16 protein-coding genes are annotated in these 16,279 nt (G+C 75.2%); 6 read left to right on the forward strand and 10 right to left on the reverse strand.

The window, feature by feature from the left end; genetic code table 11:
- The first annotated feature begins 1 nt into the window (after nucleotide 1).
- A complete protein-coding gene (gene msrB, locus ACPC54_RS16925; RefSeq protein ID WP_498965557.1) occupies nucleotides 2–406 on the forward strand; it encodes a peptide-methionine (R)-S-oxide reductase MsrB in 405 nt (134 codons plus the stop codon).
- A 49-nt stretch (nucleotides 407–455) separates the two neighbouring features.
- On the opposite strand, the gene ACPC54_RS16930 is transcribed toward msrB, so the two are convergent.
- From ACPC54_RS16930 to ACPC54_RS16960, 7 genes are all read right to left on the reverse strand, one after another.
- Complete coding sequence (locus ACPC54_RS16930; protein ID WP_498965558.1) at nucleotides 456–1,652, reverse strand: cytochrome P450; 1,197 nt, start codon at nucleotides 1,650–1,652, stop codon at nucleotides 456–458.
- Nucleotides 1,649–2,326 (reverse strand): GTP-binding protein, encoded by a 678-nt coding sequence (locus ACPC54_RS16935; protein ID WP_498965559.1) that lies wholly within the window; start codon nucleotides 2,324–2,326, stop codon nucleotides 1,649–1,651. Before ACPC54_RS16935 ends, ACPC54_RS16930 begins: the two co-directional genes overlap by 4 nt.
- The gene (locus ACPC54_RS16940; protein WP_045703841.1) at nucleotides 2,304–2,657 is read right to left on the reverse strand and encodes a DUF742 domain-containing protein; all 354 of its coding nucleotides are present in this window, start codon (nucleotides 2,655–2,657) and stop codon (nucleotides 2,304–2,306) included. Before ACPC54_RS16940 ends, ACPC54_RS16935 begins: the two co-directional genes overlap by 23 nt.
- Nucleotides 2,654–3,091 carry a roadblock/LC7 domain-containing protein gene (locus tag ACPC54_RS16945; RefSeq protein WP_498965560.1) on the reverse strand — a complete coding sequence of 146 codons (438 nt, stop codon included), beginning with the start codon at nucleotides 3,089–3,091 and terminating at the stop codon, nucleotides 2,654–2,656. Before ACPC54_RS16945 ends, ACPC54_RS16940 begins: the two co-directional genes overlap by 4 nt.
- Entirely contained in the window at nucleotides 3,088–4,968 is a 1,881-nt protein-coding gene (locus tag ACPC54_RS16950) for an ATP-binding protein (protein WP_498965561.1), read from the reverse strand. Before ACPC54_RS16950 ends, ACPC54_RS16945 begins: the two co-directional genes overlap by 4 nt.
- Nucleotides 4,969–5,067: 99 nt before the next feature.
- Entirely contained in the window at nucleotides 5,068–6,081 is a 1,014-nt protein-coding gene (locus tag ACPC54_RS16955; RefSeq protein WP_498965562.1) for an MBL fold metallo-hydrolase, read from the reverse strand.
- A gap of 188 nt (nucleotides 6,082–6,269) precedes the next feature.
- Complete coding sequence (locus ACPC54_RS16960; protein ID WP_498965563.1) at nucleotides 6,270–7,202, reverse strand: GNAT family N-acetyltransferase; 933 nt, start codon at nucleotides 7,200–7,202, stop codon at nucleotides 6,270–6,272.
- Nucleotides 7,203–7,476: 274 nt separating this feature from the next.
- On the opposite strand from ACPC54_RS16960, the gene ACPC54_RS16965 reads away from it, so the two are divergent.
- The 3 genes from ACPC54_RS16965 (at nucleotide 7,477) to ACPC54_RS16975 (ending at nucleotide 10,909) form a co-directional block, all read left to right on the forward strand.
- A complete protein-coding gene (locus ACPC54_RS16965) occupies nucleotides 7,477–8,835 on the forward strand; it encodes an MbnB/TglH/ChrH family RiPP precursor modification enzyme (RefSeq protein ID WP_498965564.1) in 1,359 nt (452 codons plus the stop codon).
- A gap of 80 nt (nucleotides 8,836–8,915) precedes the next feature.
- Nucleotides 8,916–10,043 (forward strand): TIGR04222 domain-containing membrane protein, encoded by a 1,128-nt coding sequence (locus tag ACPC54_RS16970; protein WP_498965566.1) that lies wholly within the window; start codon nucleotides 8,916–8,918, stop codon nucleotides 10,041–10,043.
- A gap of 83 nt (nucleotides 10,044–10,126) precedes the next feature.
- The gene (locus tag ACPC54_RS16975; RefSeq protein ID WP_498965568.1) at nucleotides 10,127–10,909 is read left to right on the forward strand and encodes a TIGR04222 domain-containing membrane protein; all 783 of its coding nucleotides are present in this window, start codon (nucleotides 10,127–10,129) and stop codon (nucleotides 10,907–10,909) included.
- Between the two features lie 73 nt (nucleotides 10,910–10,982).
- Here the strand turns inward: ACPC54_RS16975 and hemQ are convergent, their stop codons facing one another.
- Both hemQ and hemG read right to left on the reverse strand, forming a co-directional pair.
- Nucleotides 10,983–11,708, reverse strand: a complete 726-nt coding sequence (hemQ, locus tag ACPC54_RS16980; RefSeq protein ID WP_498965569.1) for a hydrogen peroxide-dependent heme synthase — start codon at nucleotides 11,706–11,708, stop codon at nucleotides 10,983–10,985.
- Nucleotides 11,705–13,144: a protoporphyrinogen oxidase gene (hemG, locus tag ACPC54_RS16985; RefSeq protein ID WP_498965571.1), complete on the reverse strand. Its 1,440-nt coding sequence runs from the start codon at nucleotides 13,142–13,144 to the stop codon at nucleotides 11,705–11,707. Before hemG ends, hemQ begins: the two co-directional genes overlap by 4 nt.
- Nucleotides 13,145–13,337: 193 nt before the next feature.
- On the opposite strand from hemG, the gene ACPC54_RS16990 reads away from it, so the two are divergent.
- A complete protein-coding gene (locus ACPC54_RS16990) occupies nucleotides 13,338–13,790 on the forward strand; it encodes a 2-thiouracil desulfurase family protein (RefSeq protein WP_498965574.1) in 453 nt (150 codons plus the stop codon).
- Nucleotides 13,791–13,972: 182 nt separating this feature from the next.
- Nucleotides 13,973–14,959 carry a DUF4349 domain-containing protein gene (locus ACPC54_RS16995; RefSeq protein ID WP_498965575.1) on the forward strand — a complete coding sequence of 329 codons (987 nt, stop codon included), beginning with the start codon at nucleotides 13,973–13,975 and terminating at the stop codon, nucleotides 14,957–14,959.
- A gap of 61 nt (nucleotides 14,960–15,020) precedes the next feature.
- Here ACPC54_RS16995 and hemE read toward each other — a convergent pair whose 3' ends face one another.
- A complete protein-coding gene (gene hemE / locus ACPC54_RS17000) occupies nucleotides 15,021–16,103 on the reverse strand; it encodes a uroporphyrinogen decarboxylase (protein WP_498965624.1) in 1,083 nt (360 codons plus the stop codon).
- Nucleotides 16,104–16,279 lie beyond the last annotated feature (176 nt).

The raw sequence follows: 16,279 nt of genomic DNA on the forward strand, positions 1-16,279 counted from the left end.
GATGAGCTACGAGATCGAGAAGACCGAGGCCGAGTGGCGCGCCCAGCTCAGCCCCGAGGAGTACCACGTGCTCCGCGAGGCCGGCACCGAGCGCCCGTTCACCGGCGAGTACACCGACACCAAGACCGTCGGCGTCTACGGCTGCCGCGCCTGCGGGGCCGAACTGTTCAGCTCCGAGACCAAGTTCGACAGCCACTGCGGCTGGCCGTCCTACTACGCGCCGCTGGCCGAGGACCGGGTCCAGTACATCGAGGACACCTCCCTCGGCATGCGCCGCGTCGAGGTCCGCTGCGCCACCTGCGGCGGCCACCTCGGCCACGTCTTCGAGGGCGAGGGCTACGGCACCCCGACCGACCAGCGCTACTGCATCAACAGCATCTCGCTGACCCTGAAGCCGGCCGAGTAGCGGCGACCGCCACGCGAAGGGCCCGGACGACGCGTCCGGGCCCTTCGCGCTACCCGGAGACCGGGGCGAAGTGGACGGGGAGGTGGACGAGGGCGCGGTGGAAGGGGCCGGGGCGCCAGAGGAGGCGGTCGGCGGGGGTGGCGAGTTCGAGGTCGCTGAGGCGGCTGGTCAGTTGCTCGATGGCGGTGATCGCGATGAGCAGGGCCGGGTCGCGCGCGGGGCAGGCGTGCGGGCCGGCGGCCCAGGCGAGGTGAGCGCTCTCGCCACTGCGCAGTCCGGGGCCGTCGGTGGGCGGCGCGGCCTGGGAGTTGGCGGCGGCGTAGGAGACCAGCATCAGGGTGCCGGCCTTGATCTCGCGGCCGTGGAAGGTGATGTCGTAGCGCGGGTAGTGCGCCGAGAGGTTGGCCAACGGCGGCTCGTGCCACAGGACTTCGTCGATCGCCTGGTGGGCGGTCATCGCGCCGCCGAACAGTGAGCCGGCGTAGCGGGCGTCGGTGAGCAGGCGCAGCAGGGCGTTGCCGATGAGGTTGGTGGTCGGCTCGTGCCCGGCGATCAGGGTGAGGGTGATCTGCCGGATCACCTCGTCGTCGTCCAGTCCGATCGGGTGGGTGACGAACCAGGAGGTGAGGTCGTGCCGGGGCCGTTCGCGGCGTTCGGCGACCATGGCGGTGACGATCGCGACGAGGGTGCCGTACGAGGCGGCGGCGCACTCGGTGGACTCGATCAGGCCGGTGATCGCGTCGATCATCGGGGCGCTGTCCTCGTCCGGGACGCCGAATCCGGTGGTGAACACGGAGGCGGTCAGCCGGGTGGCGTACTGGGAGATCAGGTCGGCGGTGCCGACCGCCGCGAAGCCGTCGATCAGCTGGTGGGCGACCAGGGCGACGTCGCGCTGTACGCGGTGCGGTTCGATCAGTGCGAGGCCGTCGGTGATCACCGCGCGGTAGCGGGCATGCGTCTCGCCGTCGCTGAACAGGGCGGTGGGGCGGTAGGCGAGCACCGGCAGCAGCGGGCAGTCCGGCGGGACGGTGGCCTGCCAGGCGCGGGAGTCCTTGGAGAAGGTGTCGGTGTCGCGCAGCAGGTCCAGGGCGGCCTGGTAGTCGGTGACCAGCAGGGCCTCGATGCCGGGCGCGATCTCCACCGGGGCGACGGCGCCGTGCCGGCGCAGCTGCTCGTACGCCCGTTGCGGGTCGGCGGCGAAGGCCGGGCCGTACATCTGGGTCAGGGCCGGGGTCGGCGCGGTCACGGGCGCTCCTGGGCGGCGGTGGGGCCGGGCTCGGTGGCGGGGCCGGCGGGGCCGGCGGGCAGGGTGTCGAGCACGTGCTCGGCCAGGGCGATCAGCGCGTCCAGGCTGCTCTCGCGGTCGCGGGCGTCGCAGAGCACCAGCGGGGTGGCGGGGTGCAGGTCCAGGCGGGCGCGCAGCACCTCGACCTGGTGCAGCGGCGACTGCGGGAAGCAGTTGACCGCGACGGCGTACGGCAGGCCCTGCTCCTCGACCATGTCCATGATCTCGAAGGAGTCGGCGAGCCGGCGGGTGTCGGCGAGCACCAGGGCGCCGAGGGCGCCGCGCGCGATGTCCTGCCAGAGCGGGAAGAACCGGCGCTGGCCGGGGGTGCCGAACATGTAGAGCACCGTGTTGCCGGGCAGGGTGAGCCGGCCGAAGTCCACGGCGACGGTGGTGGTGGACTTCTCAGGCACGCCCGCGAGGTCGTCCACCGGCCGTCCGGTCTCGGTCATCGCCTCCTCGGTGTGCAGGGTGGCGATCTCGGAGAGGGTCCGGATGAGGGTGGTCTTGCCGACGCCGAAGGGACCGGCGACGACCAGTTTCATCAGGGTCTGGTCCCGGTCGGGCAGGTAGCCCACCCGGTTGGGCCGGTCGGGCGTGGGCCCGGTCGGGTTACCGGAGTGCACGGAGTCCAACGAGGAGCCTCTCGACGATGGTGCGGTCGGTCTGCTGGGCGCGCGGGATCGGGGCACGGGCGCGCAGGCAGCCCGCCTCGACCAGATCGGCGGCGAGGAAGACGGTGGCGCTGACCGGCAGGCGCAGGTGCGCGGCGGCCTCCACCACGGTCAGCGCGCCGGGACGCAGCAGCTCCCAGAGCCGGCGGTGCTCGGGTTCGAGCCCGGTGGGTGGTTCGGTGCGGTCGGCGAAGAGCACGGTGAGTCGCTCGAAGCCCTCGGTGCCCGGGCGGCTGCGGCCGCCGGTGGCCAGGTAGGCGGGCACCATCCGCCTGCGGGGGAACGCGGTCATGACCGGGTGGTGGCCGCGTCCTGCTGCCGGCACGGGCTGGCGAGCGCCCGGGCCAGGGCGGCGACCTGGATCTGCATCTGGTAGGACACGTTGCCGAGTTGGGCCTCGGGGCTGGTGAACACGGCGAGCGAGGTGTTCTCCCCGGCGGGCACGACGATGGCGTAGCCGAGGTCGGACTCGACCACGGTCTGGGCCAGTGCGGGCCGCTCGACGTCGGTGAAGGCGGTGGTGAAGGCCCGGGCGGCGGCGTGCACGGTCGCGGTCATCGCGGCGACCCGCTCGGCGGAGGCCCGTCCCAGGCCGTCCGAGGCGCCCTCCACCAGGCCGTCGCCGGTGGCGATGACGGCGTGCAGCACCCCCGGGAGCTCCAGCAGCGGGTGCAGGACCCAGGAGATCTCCTCGGTGGCGGTCGGGCTGGGCGGCGTGCTGCTCACTGCTCGGCTCCTTCTAAGGTCTGGCCGGGGGTGTGGTCGCCGGTGTCGCGGTCGGCGGTGTCGCGGTCGGCGGTGGTGTCGCCGGTGGTGCTGGTGTCCTCGGGCCGGGCCCCGCGGGCGGTCCCGTGCCGGGTGGCATCGTCCCGTACGGCCCCGTCCCGTACGGCCCCGTCCTGCGCGGCCCCGTCCCGGGCGGCGGCCCGGCCGGCGTCGGTGCCCTGCTGCAGGGCCTGCCAGCGGTCGGCGACGTGCTCGGCGCTGCGGGCGGGCGGCCCGGCCGGTGCGGGGGCGGGGGCCGGTCCGCCCTGCTCCCCGGCGGCCAGCGGCCGCCGGCGGCGCCGGCTCGGCAGGCCGCTGCCGTCCTCCCCCGCCGCGGACGGCGCCTCGCCGCCCGGGTCGCGGTCGGCCGGCACGTCGGGCACCGCCCGGATCGCCGGGGCCGGGTGCGGCCCGGCCTGGTCGTGCCGGTCGGCGAGCCCGGGGTGGTCCCGTTCGTCGGCGTCGCGCATCGGCGGGACGGCCTGGACGGTCGGCGCGGGGGCCGGCCCGGCGCCCGCGCGCAGCGGCAGCGGGGTGAGCACCGACAGCGGCTGCTCCTCGCCGACGACGGTCACCAGCGCGGCCGGGATGCGCAGGATGGTCCGCATGCCGCCGTACGGGGAGGGCTCGATGTGGCAGGCGAAGCCGTACTGCCGGGCGAGCTTGCCGATCACCGCGAAGCCGGTCTTGGGCGGGTTGCCGAGTTCGGTGAGCAGCACGTCCGGCGGGCCGGCCAGCAGGCGGCGGGCGCGGCGCAGCTGGTCCTCCTCCATGCCGATGCCGCTGTCGTCGATGATCACCAGCGCGCCGCGGCCGCCCTGCTGGACGGTGACCGGGACGTCGGTCTCCGGGTGGGAGTAGGCGGTGGCGTTGGCGAGGAGTTCGGCGAGGGTGACGGCGATCGGCTCGGCGGCCCGGGCGACCACGGCGAGCCGCTGCTCGCGCAGGTGGTTGGCGACCTTGATCCGGGCGTAGCCGGGCACCCGGGAGAGCGCGCCGACGACGACCTCGGCGAGCGGCGAGTCGGTGCGGGCCAGGCCCGGCCAGGCCTCGCAGAGCACGGCGACGGTCTGGATGCGGCGCAGCGCGACCTCGTTGCGGAAGTCGAGCTCCAGCAGCCGGGGGTCGTCGTTGTCGTTCTGGAGCTGCTGGACCAGGCTCTGGATCTGGTACAGCAGGGTCTGGATGCGGGAGGTGGCGCCGCGCATGGTGGCGCGGGCGGCCGCGTCGACCCGCTCGCGCTCGTCGGCGAGGGCGGCGGTGGTGGCGTCCAGGACGGCCTGCAGCGCGCGGACGGCCTCCGGGCCGACGGCCTGGGCGTCCAGCGGGCCGACCAGCGGGGAGTTGGCGTGGGTGAGCCGGACGGCGGTGGCGGCGACGCGTTCCTGGGCGAGGTGGCCGATCTCGGCGAGCAGTGCGGCGGCGTTCTGCTCGGCCGCCCGGCGGGCGGCCGCGGCGGCGGCGAGCCGCTGTTCGGCCTGCTCGGCGCGGGTGGCCGCGGCGGCGTTCTGCCGCTCGGCCTCGTGGGCGCGCTCCTCGGCGGTCCGGGCCCGGTCCTCGCCGGCCCTGGCGTGTTCCTCGGTGTCGCGGTGGCGGTCCTCGGCCCGCCGGGCCTCCTCGGCGGCGCGCCGGGTGTCCTCCTGCGTCTCGCGCAGCTGCTGTTCGGCGCGGGCGAGCCGGCCCTCGGCGGCGCGGGTGCGCTCCTCGGCCTGCTCGCGGGCGGTCTCGGCGGCGGCCGCCCGGGTGACGGCCCTCGCCCGGGCCCGGGCGAGGAGGCCGGCGGCCGCGGCGGCGACCACGGTCAGAACGATCGGCGCGATCAGCGCGCTCTGCGTCATCGGTGTCCTCGGGAGTCCTCGCTCGTGGGCTGCTGCGACCGCCTGGCTCGGGGGCCCGCCGCCCTGTCCGGGGCTGACGGGCCGTCCGGGCGGCCGGGTTCAGTCCTGGCCGGCGGTGCGGGGGCGCGGGATGCGGGCGCCGTCCCGGGCGAGTTCGCGCGCCACCAGGGCGACGTCGCCCATGGCGTCGAGGATGCCGGGTGCCGGGGTGCCGTCCAGGTGCCGGTACTCGGCGGCGATGGTGAGCACCAGCCGCTCGGGCAGGCCGAGTTCGGGGTGGCGCTGCTCGGCTATCACCCGGCGGGCGGCGTCCAGCGCGGGGATTCCGGCGGCGTGCAGGGCGTGGGCGCGGTCGCGGACGTAGGCGAGGTAGCCGATGTGCCCGTCCACGCCGTCGCGGTCCAGGACCGGGCCGTGGCCGGGCACGAAGATCTCGGCACCGGTGGCGAGGGCCTGCTCGCAGGCGCCGATGATGTTCTCCAGCGGGCCGGCCCAGTGCGAGGGGTGGTCGCCGGGCTGCTCGGGGGTGGAGGAGAAGATCACGTCGCCGGTGAACACGGCGCGCTGGTGCGGGAGGTGGACCATCAGGTCGCCGCCGGTGTGGGCCGCGGGCAGGCTGGTGACCTGCACCGGGTAGCGGCCGACGGTGAACTCCAGTTCGCCGGTGAAGACGGTGTCCGGGCGCACCGGCTCGGTGGTGGACCAGTCGAAGACCCCGAAGTGCTCCTTGAGGTAGCCGCCGAGCGGGGACTCCGGGTCGCCGTTGGTGACGAGCGCGTGCTGCTGCTGCGGGGTGGGCTCCCAGTGGATGTGCTCCAGCGCCTCGCGGGTGGCGATCACCTCGGCGTCGGGCACCACCCCGGCGCCCCACAGGTGGTCGCCGTTGGCGTGGGTGACGACGACCCGGTCGACGTCCACCCCGGTGGGGAGCAGTCTGCGGGTCTGGGCGAGGAACTCCCCGGCCAGCGAGGGGTCGTACGGCGTGTCGATCCAGAGCGCGGTCGCCTCGGAGGCCAGGAGGCCGCAGTTGGCCAGGCCCCAGCCGCGCTTCGGCGGGAGCCACACGTACAGGTCCTCGGCAATCGCGCTCACGTTCGCACGCTTGATCGTCATGTGCGCGATTATGCCCATGTTGTGTCAAGGATGGGGCAAAACCTTTGCGAACCGCAGGAGTTCATGCCCCGGTCTCTCCCGAGCTGTCCGGTTTCGCCCTGTGTGGTCTCTACCACTCGTCTCAGTGCCCGGAATGATCGGTGGACACCCCCACCGTACCCGACCGCCCCGCCCGGCCGCCCGGCCGCCTACCCGGCGGACGGCTCCAGGGACTTGAGGCCCTTGCGCTCCCCGGCGCAGCGCTGATAGCCGAGCCAGGTGTTGACCGCGAGCATCGGCACGTTCGTCAGGTCGTTCGACGTGTACGCGCGCCGGTAGCCCGCCGCCGCGGCCAGGCGCAGTGACTCCCGCTTGGCGAGCTTGATCAGGCCGCGGCCGCGGTACTCGCGGCGGCAGGCGGTGAACGCGGACCAGTAGCGGTCCACGCCGTCGGTCTGCGCCAGGCTGAACGCGGCCGGCACGCCGTCCACCACGGCGACCACGGTCAGTTCGCGGTCGAGGTCGGGCCGCGACCAGACGCTGTCGCGCCAGTCCTCGTACCCGCGGGCGTCCAGGGCCACCTCGCCGGGCTCGTCCCGGGCGGCGTCCGCGTCGACCAGGTACAGCGGGTACGGGTCACCGGCCCAGTCGGCGGCCGGGCGCAGCTCGACGCCGGCCGGCAGTGCGGGCGCGGACGGCAGCGGCAGCGTCAGGTCCCGCTCGGCGAACTGGGCCGAGCTGCCGAGGCGGTAGCCCCGGGCGGCGGCGAAGGCGAGCGAACCGGGCTCGTCGTCCACCCAGCAGTGCAGCTCGGTCACCCCGTGCGCGGCCAGGTGCCGTTCGGCGGCGGCGAGCAGGGCGGTGAAGGCGCCGCGCCGCCGGAAGGCGGGCAGCACGCTGCCGTTGGCGTGGCCGACGCCCGCCCGGGTGGTGCCGGTCTCCACGCCGCAGCGGACCGCGCCGACCACCCGGCCGTCCAACTCGGCGACGAGGGTCCGGAAGTGTTCGCCCGGCAGGCTCCGGGCGTTCATCCAGGTCAGCGCCTCGGCCGTCCACACCAGGTGCTCGCGCCCGGCCTGGTGGGAGGCGATGACGGCGTCGGCGTCACCCGGGCGGAAATCACGGATCGTCAGAGGAGTCATGGGTTCGCACGCTATCGGCCCGTCCCGTCCGGCGCCTCTGGTTTTCCCGGCGTGGCTCGGCCGACCTGCGGCGATGCCGCTAGGATCCCGACAGGACGGGGCCCAGGGCCCACGTCCGCCTCCCGGCAAGCTCAAATAATCCTCTGAGAAGACCGGGCGGGGCTTGGCAGCCACCCCACCCGGGGACATCCTCAGCAACACGGCCGCGCGGTCCTGGCGACGACGCCCGCACCGCCGCCGGCCTCCCACCCGGCCCTCCGAAGGGGGCGCACCGATGACCTCCCCTGCACTGGACCAGCCCGTACGGGCGGCCGCCACCGCGCACCCGGCCGCCGCCCCGGCCCGGCCGGGCGGCACCCCGGCCCGGCTCGGCGTCGGCCTCGGCTGGCGCAGCGAGATCGACACCGTGGTCGAACGTCAGCACGGCCTGGACTGGGTCGAGGTGGTGGCGGAGAACGTCTGCGCCGGCCACCTGCCGGCCTCGCTGACCGTGCTGCGCGCCCGCGGCGTCACCGTCGTCCCGCACGGCGTCGGCCTCGGCCTCGGCGGCGCGGCCCGGCCCGACGCCGGGCGGCTCGCCAAGCTGGCCGACGTGGCGCTCGCGCTCGACTCCCCGCTGGTCACCGAGCACCTGGCGTTCGTCCGGGCCGGCGGGCTGGAGGCGGGCCACCTGCTGCCCGTCCCCCGCACCCGGGACTCGCTGCGGGTGATCGCGGAGAACATCCGGATCGCCCAGGAGCAGCTGCCCGTCCCGCTCGCCGTGGAGAACATAGCCGCCCAACTCGCTTGGCCGGACGACGAGTTCACCGAGGGCGAGTTCCTCGCCGAGCTGGTCGGGCGGACCGGCGTCCGGCTCCTGATCGACGTCGCCAACCTGCACACCAACCGGGTCAACCTCGGCCTCGACCCGGCCGCCGAACTCGACCGGCTGCCGCTGGAGGCCATCGCCTACGTCCACGTCGCCGGCGGCAGCCTGGTCGACGGCGTGTGGCACGACACCCACGCCCACCCCGTCACCGAACCGGTGCTGGAGGTCCTCGCCGAGCTCTGCTCCAGGACCGAACCGCCCGGCGTCCTGTTGGAACGGGACGCCGACTTCCCGCCGCCCAGCGAGCTGGCCGGCGAACTGGACGCCATCCGCCGAGTGCTGGAGGGGAGCACCCGGCGGACGGCGCCCGCCGCGCCCGCGCCCGCACCCGCGCCCGCACCCGGGCACCGGGGCTGCGAGCCCGCCGGGGACGACGCCCGCGACCGGCTGGCCCGGCGTCAGGAGAAGCTGCTGGCCGCCCTGGTGGCCGGCGGGCCCGTCCCGCCCGGCTTCGACCCGGCACAGGTCCGCGCCCAGTCCATCGGCCTGGCCGCCAAGCGGCGCGACACCACCGCGAAGGTCGCCCCGGAGCTGCCCCGGCTGCTCGACGGCCGGTACGGCCCGCTGTTCCTCGCGTACGCCCGCACCCACCCGCAGACCGGCGGCTACCGCTCCGACGCCCGGGCCTTCGGCGAGTGGGCCCTCACCGCCGACGACCCGTCCCTCGCCGAACACCACCGCCGGGCCCTGGAGCAGTGGCTCCGCCCGGCCCCCGAGCGGCCGCCCGGCCCGCTCGCCCGGCTGCGCCGCGCCCTGCGCGGCTGACGCCCTGGGCTCGACGCCCTGCACCCGACGCCCGGTCACGCTCCACTCGCTCCATTTCTTCACCTCGGGGGAAAACGCCCATGTGGCACAACACCTACTTCCTGATCCCGGCCGCACTGCTGATCGCGGCCGTCGGGTACCTGAGCCACGCCGCCCGGCAGGCCACCCGGGTCGACAACCCGCTCGGCCTGCCCGGCCGCGGCCTGCCGCTGCTCAGCGCCGCGTTCCTGTCCGGCGGCCCCGGCCGCGTCTTCGACACCGTCCTGGTCCGGATGCACCTGGGTGAGCGCGTGGTGGTCAGCCGCGCGGGCACGGTCACGCTGACCCACGACGAGCCGCACGACGACGTCGAGCAGGCCGTCGTGACCGCACTGGGCCCGAGCCGCAGCCGCGGCCTGACCGAGCTGCGCACCGCCGTGATGCGCTCGCCCGCCGTCCAGGCGCTCGGCGACGAGCTCGCCGAGCGCGGCCTGATGCGCCGCCCGGACCGGCTGCGGATCGTCCGCCGGGCGCGGCTGCTGCTCTGGCTCTCGCTCGGGGTCCTCGGTCTCTTCACCCTGCTCGCCGCCGTGCTCGACGACGGGCAGGCCGGCTACGACCACCCGGCGTACTGGGTCCCGGGCGTGCTGGCCGTGGTCGGTGTCTGCGCGGTGCTCTCCACCCGGGTGCCCGGGGCCCGGATCACCCCGGCCGGGCACCGCCAGCTCTCGCTGATGGACACCGGCCGACCGTGGACGCCCAGCCACGGCCTCTACCCGGCCATGGCCGGCGGCGCGGTGCTCGGCGCGATCGCGCTCGGCGGGCTCGCCGTCGCCGGGGCGGAGCTGGGCGACGACGAGCTGCAGGAGGCGCTGACCGGGGCGGCCGCCCAGCAGGCCGCCCAGCAGGCCGCGAACGGCGGCGCCGGGTACGCGGGCTCCTCGTCCTCCTCGTCGTCCTCGTCGTCCTCGTCCTCGTGCAGCTCCGGTTCCTCCTGCGGGGCGTCCACCACCTGGTGCGGCTCCTCCGACACCGGTTCGTCCTCCGGCTGCGGGTCGTCCTCGTCGAGCTGCGGGTCCTCGTCGAGCAGCTGCGGCTCGTCGTCCTCGTCCAGCTGCGGATCCTCCTCCAGCAGCTGCGGCTCGTCCTCCTCGTCGAGCTGCGGGTCGAGCTGCAGCTCCTCCTCGTCGAGCTGCGGGTCCAGCTGCGGGTCGAGCTGCGGCGGCTGAACGGTGCGTTCCGACGTCACAGTTCGGTATCGCGGTCCGGGATTCCGTTCCCCGCGCCGTCCGCCCAGGCATACAACAAGCCCATGTGGTTGCTGTTCCTGATCCCGGCCTGCGTGGCGGCAGTGCTCTCCTGCCTCCGGCTGGTGCGGATGACCGCGGCCGCGGACGCCCTGGCCGAACGGGAGGGGCTGCGGCCGCCCGAGGCGGTCGGGATCGGCCTGTACGAGACCGCCTACCTGGCCGGCGGCCCGGACCGGGTGGTCGAACTCGCCCTCGTCCTGATGGCCGGCCGCGGTCGGCTGCACCTCGCGCACACCGGCTGGACCACGGTCGTCGACCCCCGGGGCCGCAGCCGCCTGGAGCGCGCGGTCATCGCCGCGGTCGGCCCCGAGGGCCAGTGCCGGACGGACGAGCTGCGCCGCGCCATGGCCGAGCACCCGACCGTCCTGGAGATCGGCGCCCGGCTCTCGCTGGCCGGCCTGGCCACCCCGGCGGCGGTCCAGCGCGACACCGTGGCCGTGGTCCGGCAGGTCCGGCACGCGCTGCTGCTGTCACTGGTCCTGCTGGCGGCCGCACTGTCCCTCAGCGGCTTCACCGGCGGCGACACCCTCGCCCCACTGGCCTGGTTCTCGCTGCCGCTGATCCTCACCTCCGGCACCCTGCTGATGGCCCGGGTCGACGTCTACCCGTACACCCGCTGGGCCTCCCCCACCGGTATGGAGGTGCTGCGCGAGGTCCGGCCGGCCCGCCAGCACGGCCTCAGCGACGACGAGGAGCGCGAACTGCTCACCGCCGTCGCCATGAACGGCCCCGCCGTCCTCCCCGACGCCCGGCTGCGCGCCGCCCTGCGCCCGCACCGAGGCTGACGGCCGCCCCCGGAACGCCGGGAGGCCGGCTCCCCCGTACGAGTACGAGGGAGCCGGCCTCCGGTCGCAGGTCTCAGACCAGGCCGTTCAGCAGCTCGGCCACCGGCTTGCGGCGGCCGGTGAAGAACGGCACCTCCTCGCGGACGTGCAGCCGGGCCCGGGACGGGCGCAGGTCGCGCATCAGGTCGACGATCCGGTGCAGCTCGTCCGCCTCGAAGGCCAGCAGCCACTCGTAGTCGCCCAGCGCGAACGAGGCCACCGTGTTGGCCCGCACGTCCGGGTAGCCACGCGCCATCTGGCCGTGCTCGGCGAGCATCGCGCGCCGCTCGGCGTCCGGCAGCAGGTACCACTCGTAGGAGCGGACGAACGGGTAGACGCAGACGTAGTCGCGCGGGCGCTCGTCGGCGAGGAACGCCGGGATGTGCGACTTGTTGAACTCCGCCGGGCGGTGCAGCGCCATGTTCGACCACACCGGCTCCAGCAGCCGGCCCAGGCCGGTGCGGCGGAAGCGGTTGTACGCCTCCTGCAGGTCGTCCGAGTCGGCCGCGTGCCACCACACCAGGATGTCGGCGTCGGCGCGCAGGCCGGAGACGTCGTAGGTGCCGCGCACCGTCACGTCCTTGGCGGCCAGCTGCTCGAACAGCCCGTCCACCTCGGCGGCCAGCGCCGTACGGTCCTCGGGCAGGGCGCCCTTGAGCTTGAACACCGACCACATGGTGTAGCGGATGACCTGGTTCAGGTCGCGCGCCTTCTTCTTCTCGGGCTGCTGCTCCGGCTGCTGCTCAACGGTCTCAGTCATGCGCCCATTGTCCTCTCCGTGGAACCTTCCCCCGTTGCCGGGGTCAACAGTCTGTCGACGGCGGCGGCCGCCGCGGCCGCCGAAGCGATGCACGCCGGAATGCCCACGCCGTCGTACGCGGCGCCGCACACCGCCAGCGCGCCCACCCGGTCCGTCGCCGCCCGCACCCGGGCCACCCGGTCCAGGTGGCCCACCGGGTACTGCGGCAGGCCTGCCGTGAAGCGCGAGACGAAGGAGTCGTACGGCCGGGCCGTCAGCCCGACCGCCTCCTTCAGGTCGGCCAGCGAGCGGGCCACCAGCTCCTCGTCCGGCAGCTCCAGCGCCTCCTCCTCGCGGTGGCGGCCCAGCGAGGTGCGCAGCAGGAACGCGTCCGGGGCCGAACGCTCCAGCCAGCCCCACTTGTTGGAGGAGAACGTCGACGCCTTGATCCGCCGGCCGTCCACCGGGGGCACCAGGAAGCCGCTGCCGCCCGGGAGTTGGTCCAGGCCGGCCAGGTCCTCCCGGCGGAACGCCAGGGTCACCAGCGCCATGCCCGCGTACTCGACGGTGTCCAGCTCCGCGGCCGCCGCCGGGGCGTCCGCCCGCAGCAGCCGGGCCGCCTCGGGGGCCGGCGCGGCCAGCACCACGGCGTCCGCGTGCAGCACCTCGCCGTTCACCACGACGCGCCAGCCCTCGGGCGTGCGGCGCAGCTCGGTCACCGGGGCATCGGTGCGCAGGTCCACACCGGCCTTCACACAGGCCGCGGCGACCGCCTCCGGCAGCGTGCCCAGACCGCCGCGCAGACCCGCGAACACCGGGGCGCCGACCGTCTGCGGCCGGGAGGCCAGCGCGTGCACCCCCTCCACCAGCGAGCCGCCGCCACGCGCGATCGGCAGCAGCTGCGGCACGGCGGCCCGCATCGAGATCTCCTCGGCCCGCCCGGCGTAGACACCGCCCAGCAGCGGCTCGACCAGCCGGTCCACCACCTCCTGGCCGAGCCGGTCGGCGACGTAGCGGCCGATCGCCACGTCCTCGCCGACCTCCGTCGACTCCTCGTGCCGGGCCCGTTCCAGCCCCGCCGCGGTCAGCACCCCGGAGGCCGACAGCGCCGCCAGGTCACCGGGGACGCCCATCACCTGCCCGCCCGGCAGCGGCCGCAGCGCCCCCCGGGTCCAGATCGCCGCCTTCGCGGTGGTCGGCGACTCCAGTTCCTCCGCCAGCCCGACCGCCCGCGCCAGCTCCGTGCCCTCCGGCCGCCGCGCCAGCATCGACTCGGCCCCGAGGTCCACCCTGACCCCGCCGACCTCCCCGCCCCACAGCTTCCCGCCGACCCGCCCCGACGCCTCCAGCACCGTCACCCGCGCCCGCGCCGGCCCCCCGGCCGCCCCGCTCAGGAAGGCGGCCGCAGCCAGCCCCGCGATCCCACCACCGACGACGACGACCTGTGCTTCCGACATGCCTCGCAGTCTCGCAGGTCTTACGGGGAAAGCCTCAATCCCCTGCACGAGGTACGACCGCGTGCAGGTCGACGTGCAGGTCGACGGAAATCGGGAACGGCACCGGACGCTCCAGCCGGCCCCGGAGGATCCCGGCCGGGGCGTACGAGGGGGAGTTCGGGGCCGCGACGAGCCGCTGCCTAGTCTGTGTGCCGTGGAACCGATCCTCGTGAGTGCGTGCCTGGCCGGAGTCCCCTGTCGCTATGACGGGCGGGCGAAGACCGACCCGGCCGTCGTCGGGCTGGTGGCGGACGGGCGGGGCGTCGTGGTGTGCCCGGAGGGGGCGGGCGGGCTGCCGACGCCGCGGGCGGCGGCGGAGATCGTGGGCGGGGACGGCGCGGACGTGCTGGACGGGCGGGCGCGGGTGGTGGACGCGACCGGGGCGGACCGCACCGAGGAGTTCACGGCCGGGGCCCGGGCCGCGCTGGCCGCGGCCGAGGAGGCGGGGGCGCGGCGGGCGGTGCTGATGGCGCGCAGCCCGTCCTGCGGGTGCGGGCAGGTGTACGACGGGACCTTCGGCGGCACGCTGCGCCCCGGGGACGGTGTGACCGCCGCGCTGCTGCGGCGGGCCGGGATCGAGGTGGTCGGCTCCACCGAGGAGCTGTGAGCGGTCGGACGGTGCCGGCGTACCGGCCCCGATGGGCACCACTCCCCACCGACAGCGGCGGCCCGTCGACGGTGTCCGCCCCGCGGCCGAGCCGTGATCGAGTCGCGACCTCCCGGGCGGGTCCGCCGGGGCCGTTCGCCCGTCCAATGGGCATATCCGTCAACGGACTTGGGGAGGGCCCGATGAGGAACGGGAGCCGGAACGGCAGAGCGGCGGCGGTGGCCGCAGCGGTGCTGCTGGCGGGAGGGTGCGGCGCGAGCGGGGAGAGCCGCAGCGGGGCCTCGACGGCGGACGGCGGTGCCCCGGCGGCGGCCCCTGCCGTGCCCGGCGCGGCCGCGCCGAACGCCGCCGCGGCGGGCGCTCCGGCGCCCGCCGCCGGGCACGGGAGCGCCGGCGGCACCGTCGCCCCGGCCGCCGACCACCGGCTGATCTCGTACACCGCCCAGCTCGCGCTGCGCGCCGGGGACACCCGGCAAGTCCTGGACAAGGTGCGGGAGTTGACGGCCGGAGCGGGCGGCTATGTGGGCAGTGAGTCGCTCACCGGCACGGCCGGGAACGCGCCGGTCGGCCGGCTGACCCTGAAGATCCCGTCCGAGTCCTTCCAGCGGACCCTGGACCAGCTGGCCGGCCTCGGCGAGGTGCTGTCCCGGGTCAGCCAGGCCGAGGACCTCACCCAGCAGGTCGCGGACGTGGCGAGCCGGGTGCAGACCCAGCAGGCCAGCGTGGACCGCGTCCGGGCACTGATGGCGCAGGCCAAGTCGCTGACCGAGGTGACCGAGCTGGAATCGGAGTTGAGCAAGCGCGAGGCGGACCTGGAGTCCCTGCAGCGGCAGCAGAAGGAACTGGCCGGCAAGACCTCCTACTCGACCGTCACCGTGGACCTGAGCACCGAGGCGGCACCGCCCGTGCCGGCGCCGGCGAAGGCGCACGGCTTCTGGCACTCGGTCGGTTCGGCGCTGTCCGACAGCTGGCACGCCCTGGGGGTGGTCACCCGCGGCCTGCTGGTGGTGCTCGCCACGCTGGCGCCGTTCCTGTTGGTCCTGGGCGTGCCGGCGCTGCTCGTCCTCCGTCTGGTGCGCCGCCGCCGGAACCCGGCCCCCGCGCCCGCGCCCGCGGAATCGGAGCCGGAGACCGAACCCGAGACCGAACCCGAGACCGGGACACCCTGAGACGCGGCGGTGGCGGGCCCCGGCACGGGGGCCCGCCACCGCGGAGCGTCGACGGCCGGGGTCAGCGCGCGCTGGCCTCGTGGACGAAGGCGACGAGGCGGCTGAGCGCGTCCGGGTCCATGCTCGGCAGGACGCCGTGGCCGAGGTTGAAGATGTGGCCGCTGGTACCGAGCGCCTGGGCGGCGTGCAGCACCTCGCGGGCCTTGGTCTCGACGACCTTGGTGGGCGCGTACAGCACGGCCGGGTCGAGGTTGCCCTGCAGGCCCTTGCCGGGGCCGACCCGCTCGGCGGCGACGTTCAGCGGCACTCGCCAGTCGACGCCGACGATGTCCGCGCCGGCCTGGCCCATCAGGCCGAGCAGTTCGCCGGTACCGACGCCGAAGTGGATCCGCGGCACGCCGTAGTGGGCGACGGAGTCGAAGACCTTGGCACTGGCGGGCATCACCGAGCGGCGGTAGTCGTCGGGCGCGAGCGAGCCGACCCAGGAGTCGAACAGCTGGACGGCCGAGACGCCGGCCTCGATCTGCACCTTGAGGAAGGCCGAGGTGATGTCCGCGAGCCGGTCCAGCAGGGCGGCCCACAGCTCGGGCTGCCCGTACATCATGGCCTTGGTGTTCTCGTGGTTCTTGGACGGCCCGCCCTCGATCAGGTAGCTGGCCAGCGTGTACGGCGCGCCGGCGAAGCCGATCAGCGGGGTCTCGCCGAGCTCGTCGACCAGCAGGCCGACCGCCTCGGTGATGTACGGCACGTCGTCCGGCTCCAGCGGGCGCAGCCGCTTGAGGTCCTCGAAGGTGCGGATCGGGTCGGCGATGACCGGGCCGACCTTCGGCTGGATCTCGACGTCGATGCCGACCGCCTTGAGCGGCACCACGATATCGCTGAAGAAGATGGCCGCGTCCACCTTGTGCCGGCGCACCGGCTGCAGGGTGATCTCCTTGACCAGGTCGGGCCGCGTGCAGGACTCCAGCATCGTGGTGTTCTCGCGGACCTTGTGGTACTCGGGCAGCGAGCGGCCGGCCTGGCGCATGAACCACACCGGGGTGTGCGGCACCGGCTCGTGCCGGCAGGCGCGCAGGAACGCGGAGTCGTACGCGGCGCCGCGGCGCGCGGGAGTGGGCGGGCCGTCGTGGGTGGCCGCCGGAATGTCTGCCGTAGTCTCGCTCACGGGTGGAATCTTCGCACGCGCGACGGGGCGGGCCCCGGCCGGTCCGGCCGCCGGTCGGCACCGGCGGCACCGACGGCCGGGTGGCGCCACCGGTCCGGACGGCCTTGGCAGGTTCCGGACGGGTTTGCCGTTCCGGCACGCCGCAGACTCGGAAG

The organism is Kitasatospora sp. NPDC094028 (assembly GCF_049543595.1).
Classification (GTDB): domain Bacteria; phylum Actinomycetota; class Actinomycetes; order Streptomycetales; family Streptomycetaceae; genus Kitasatospora.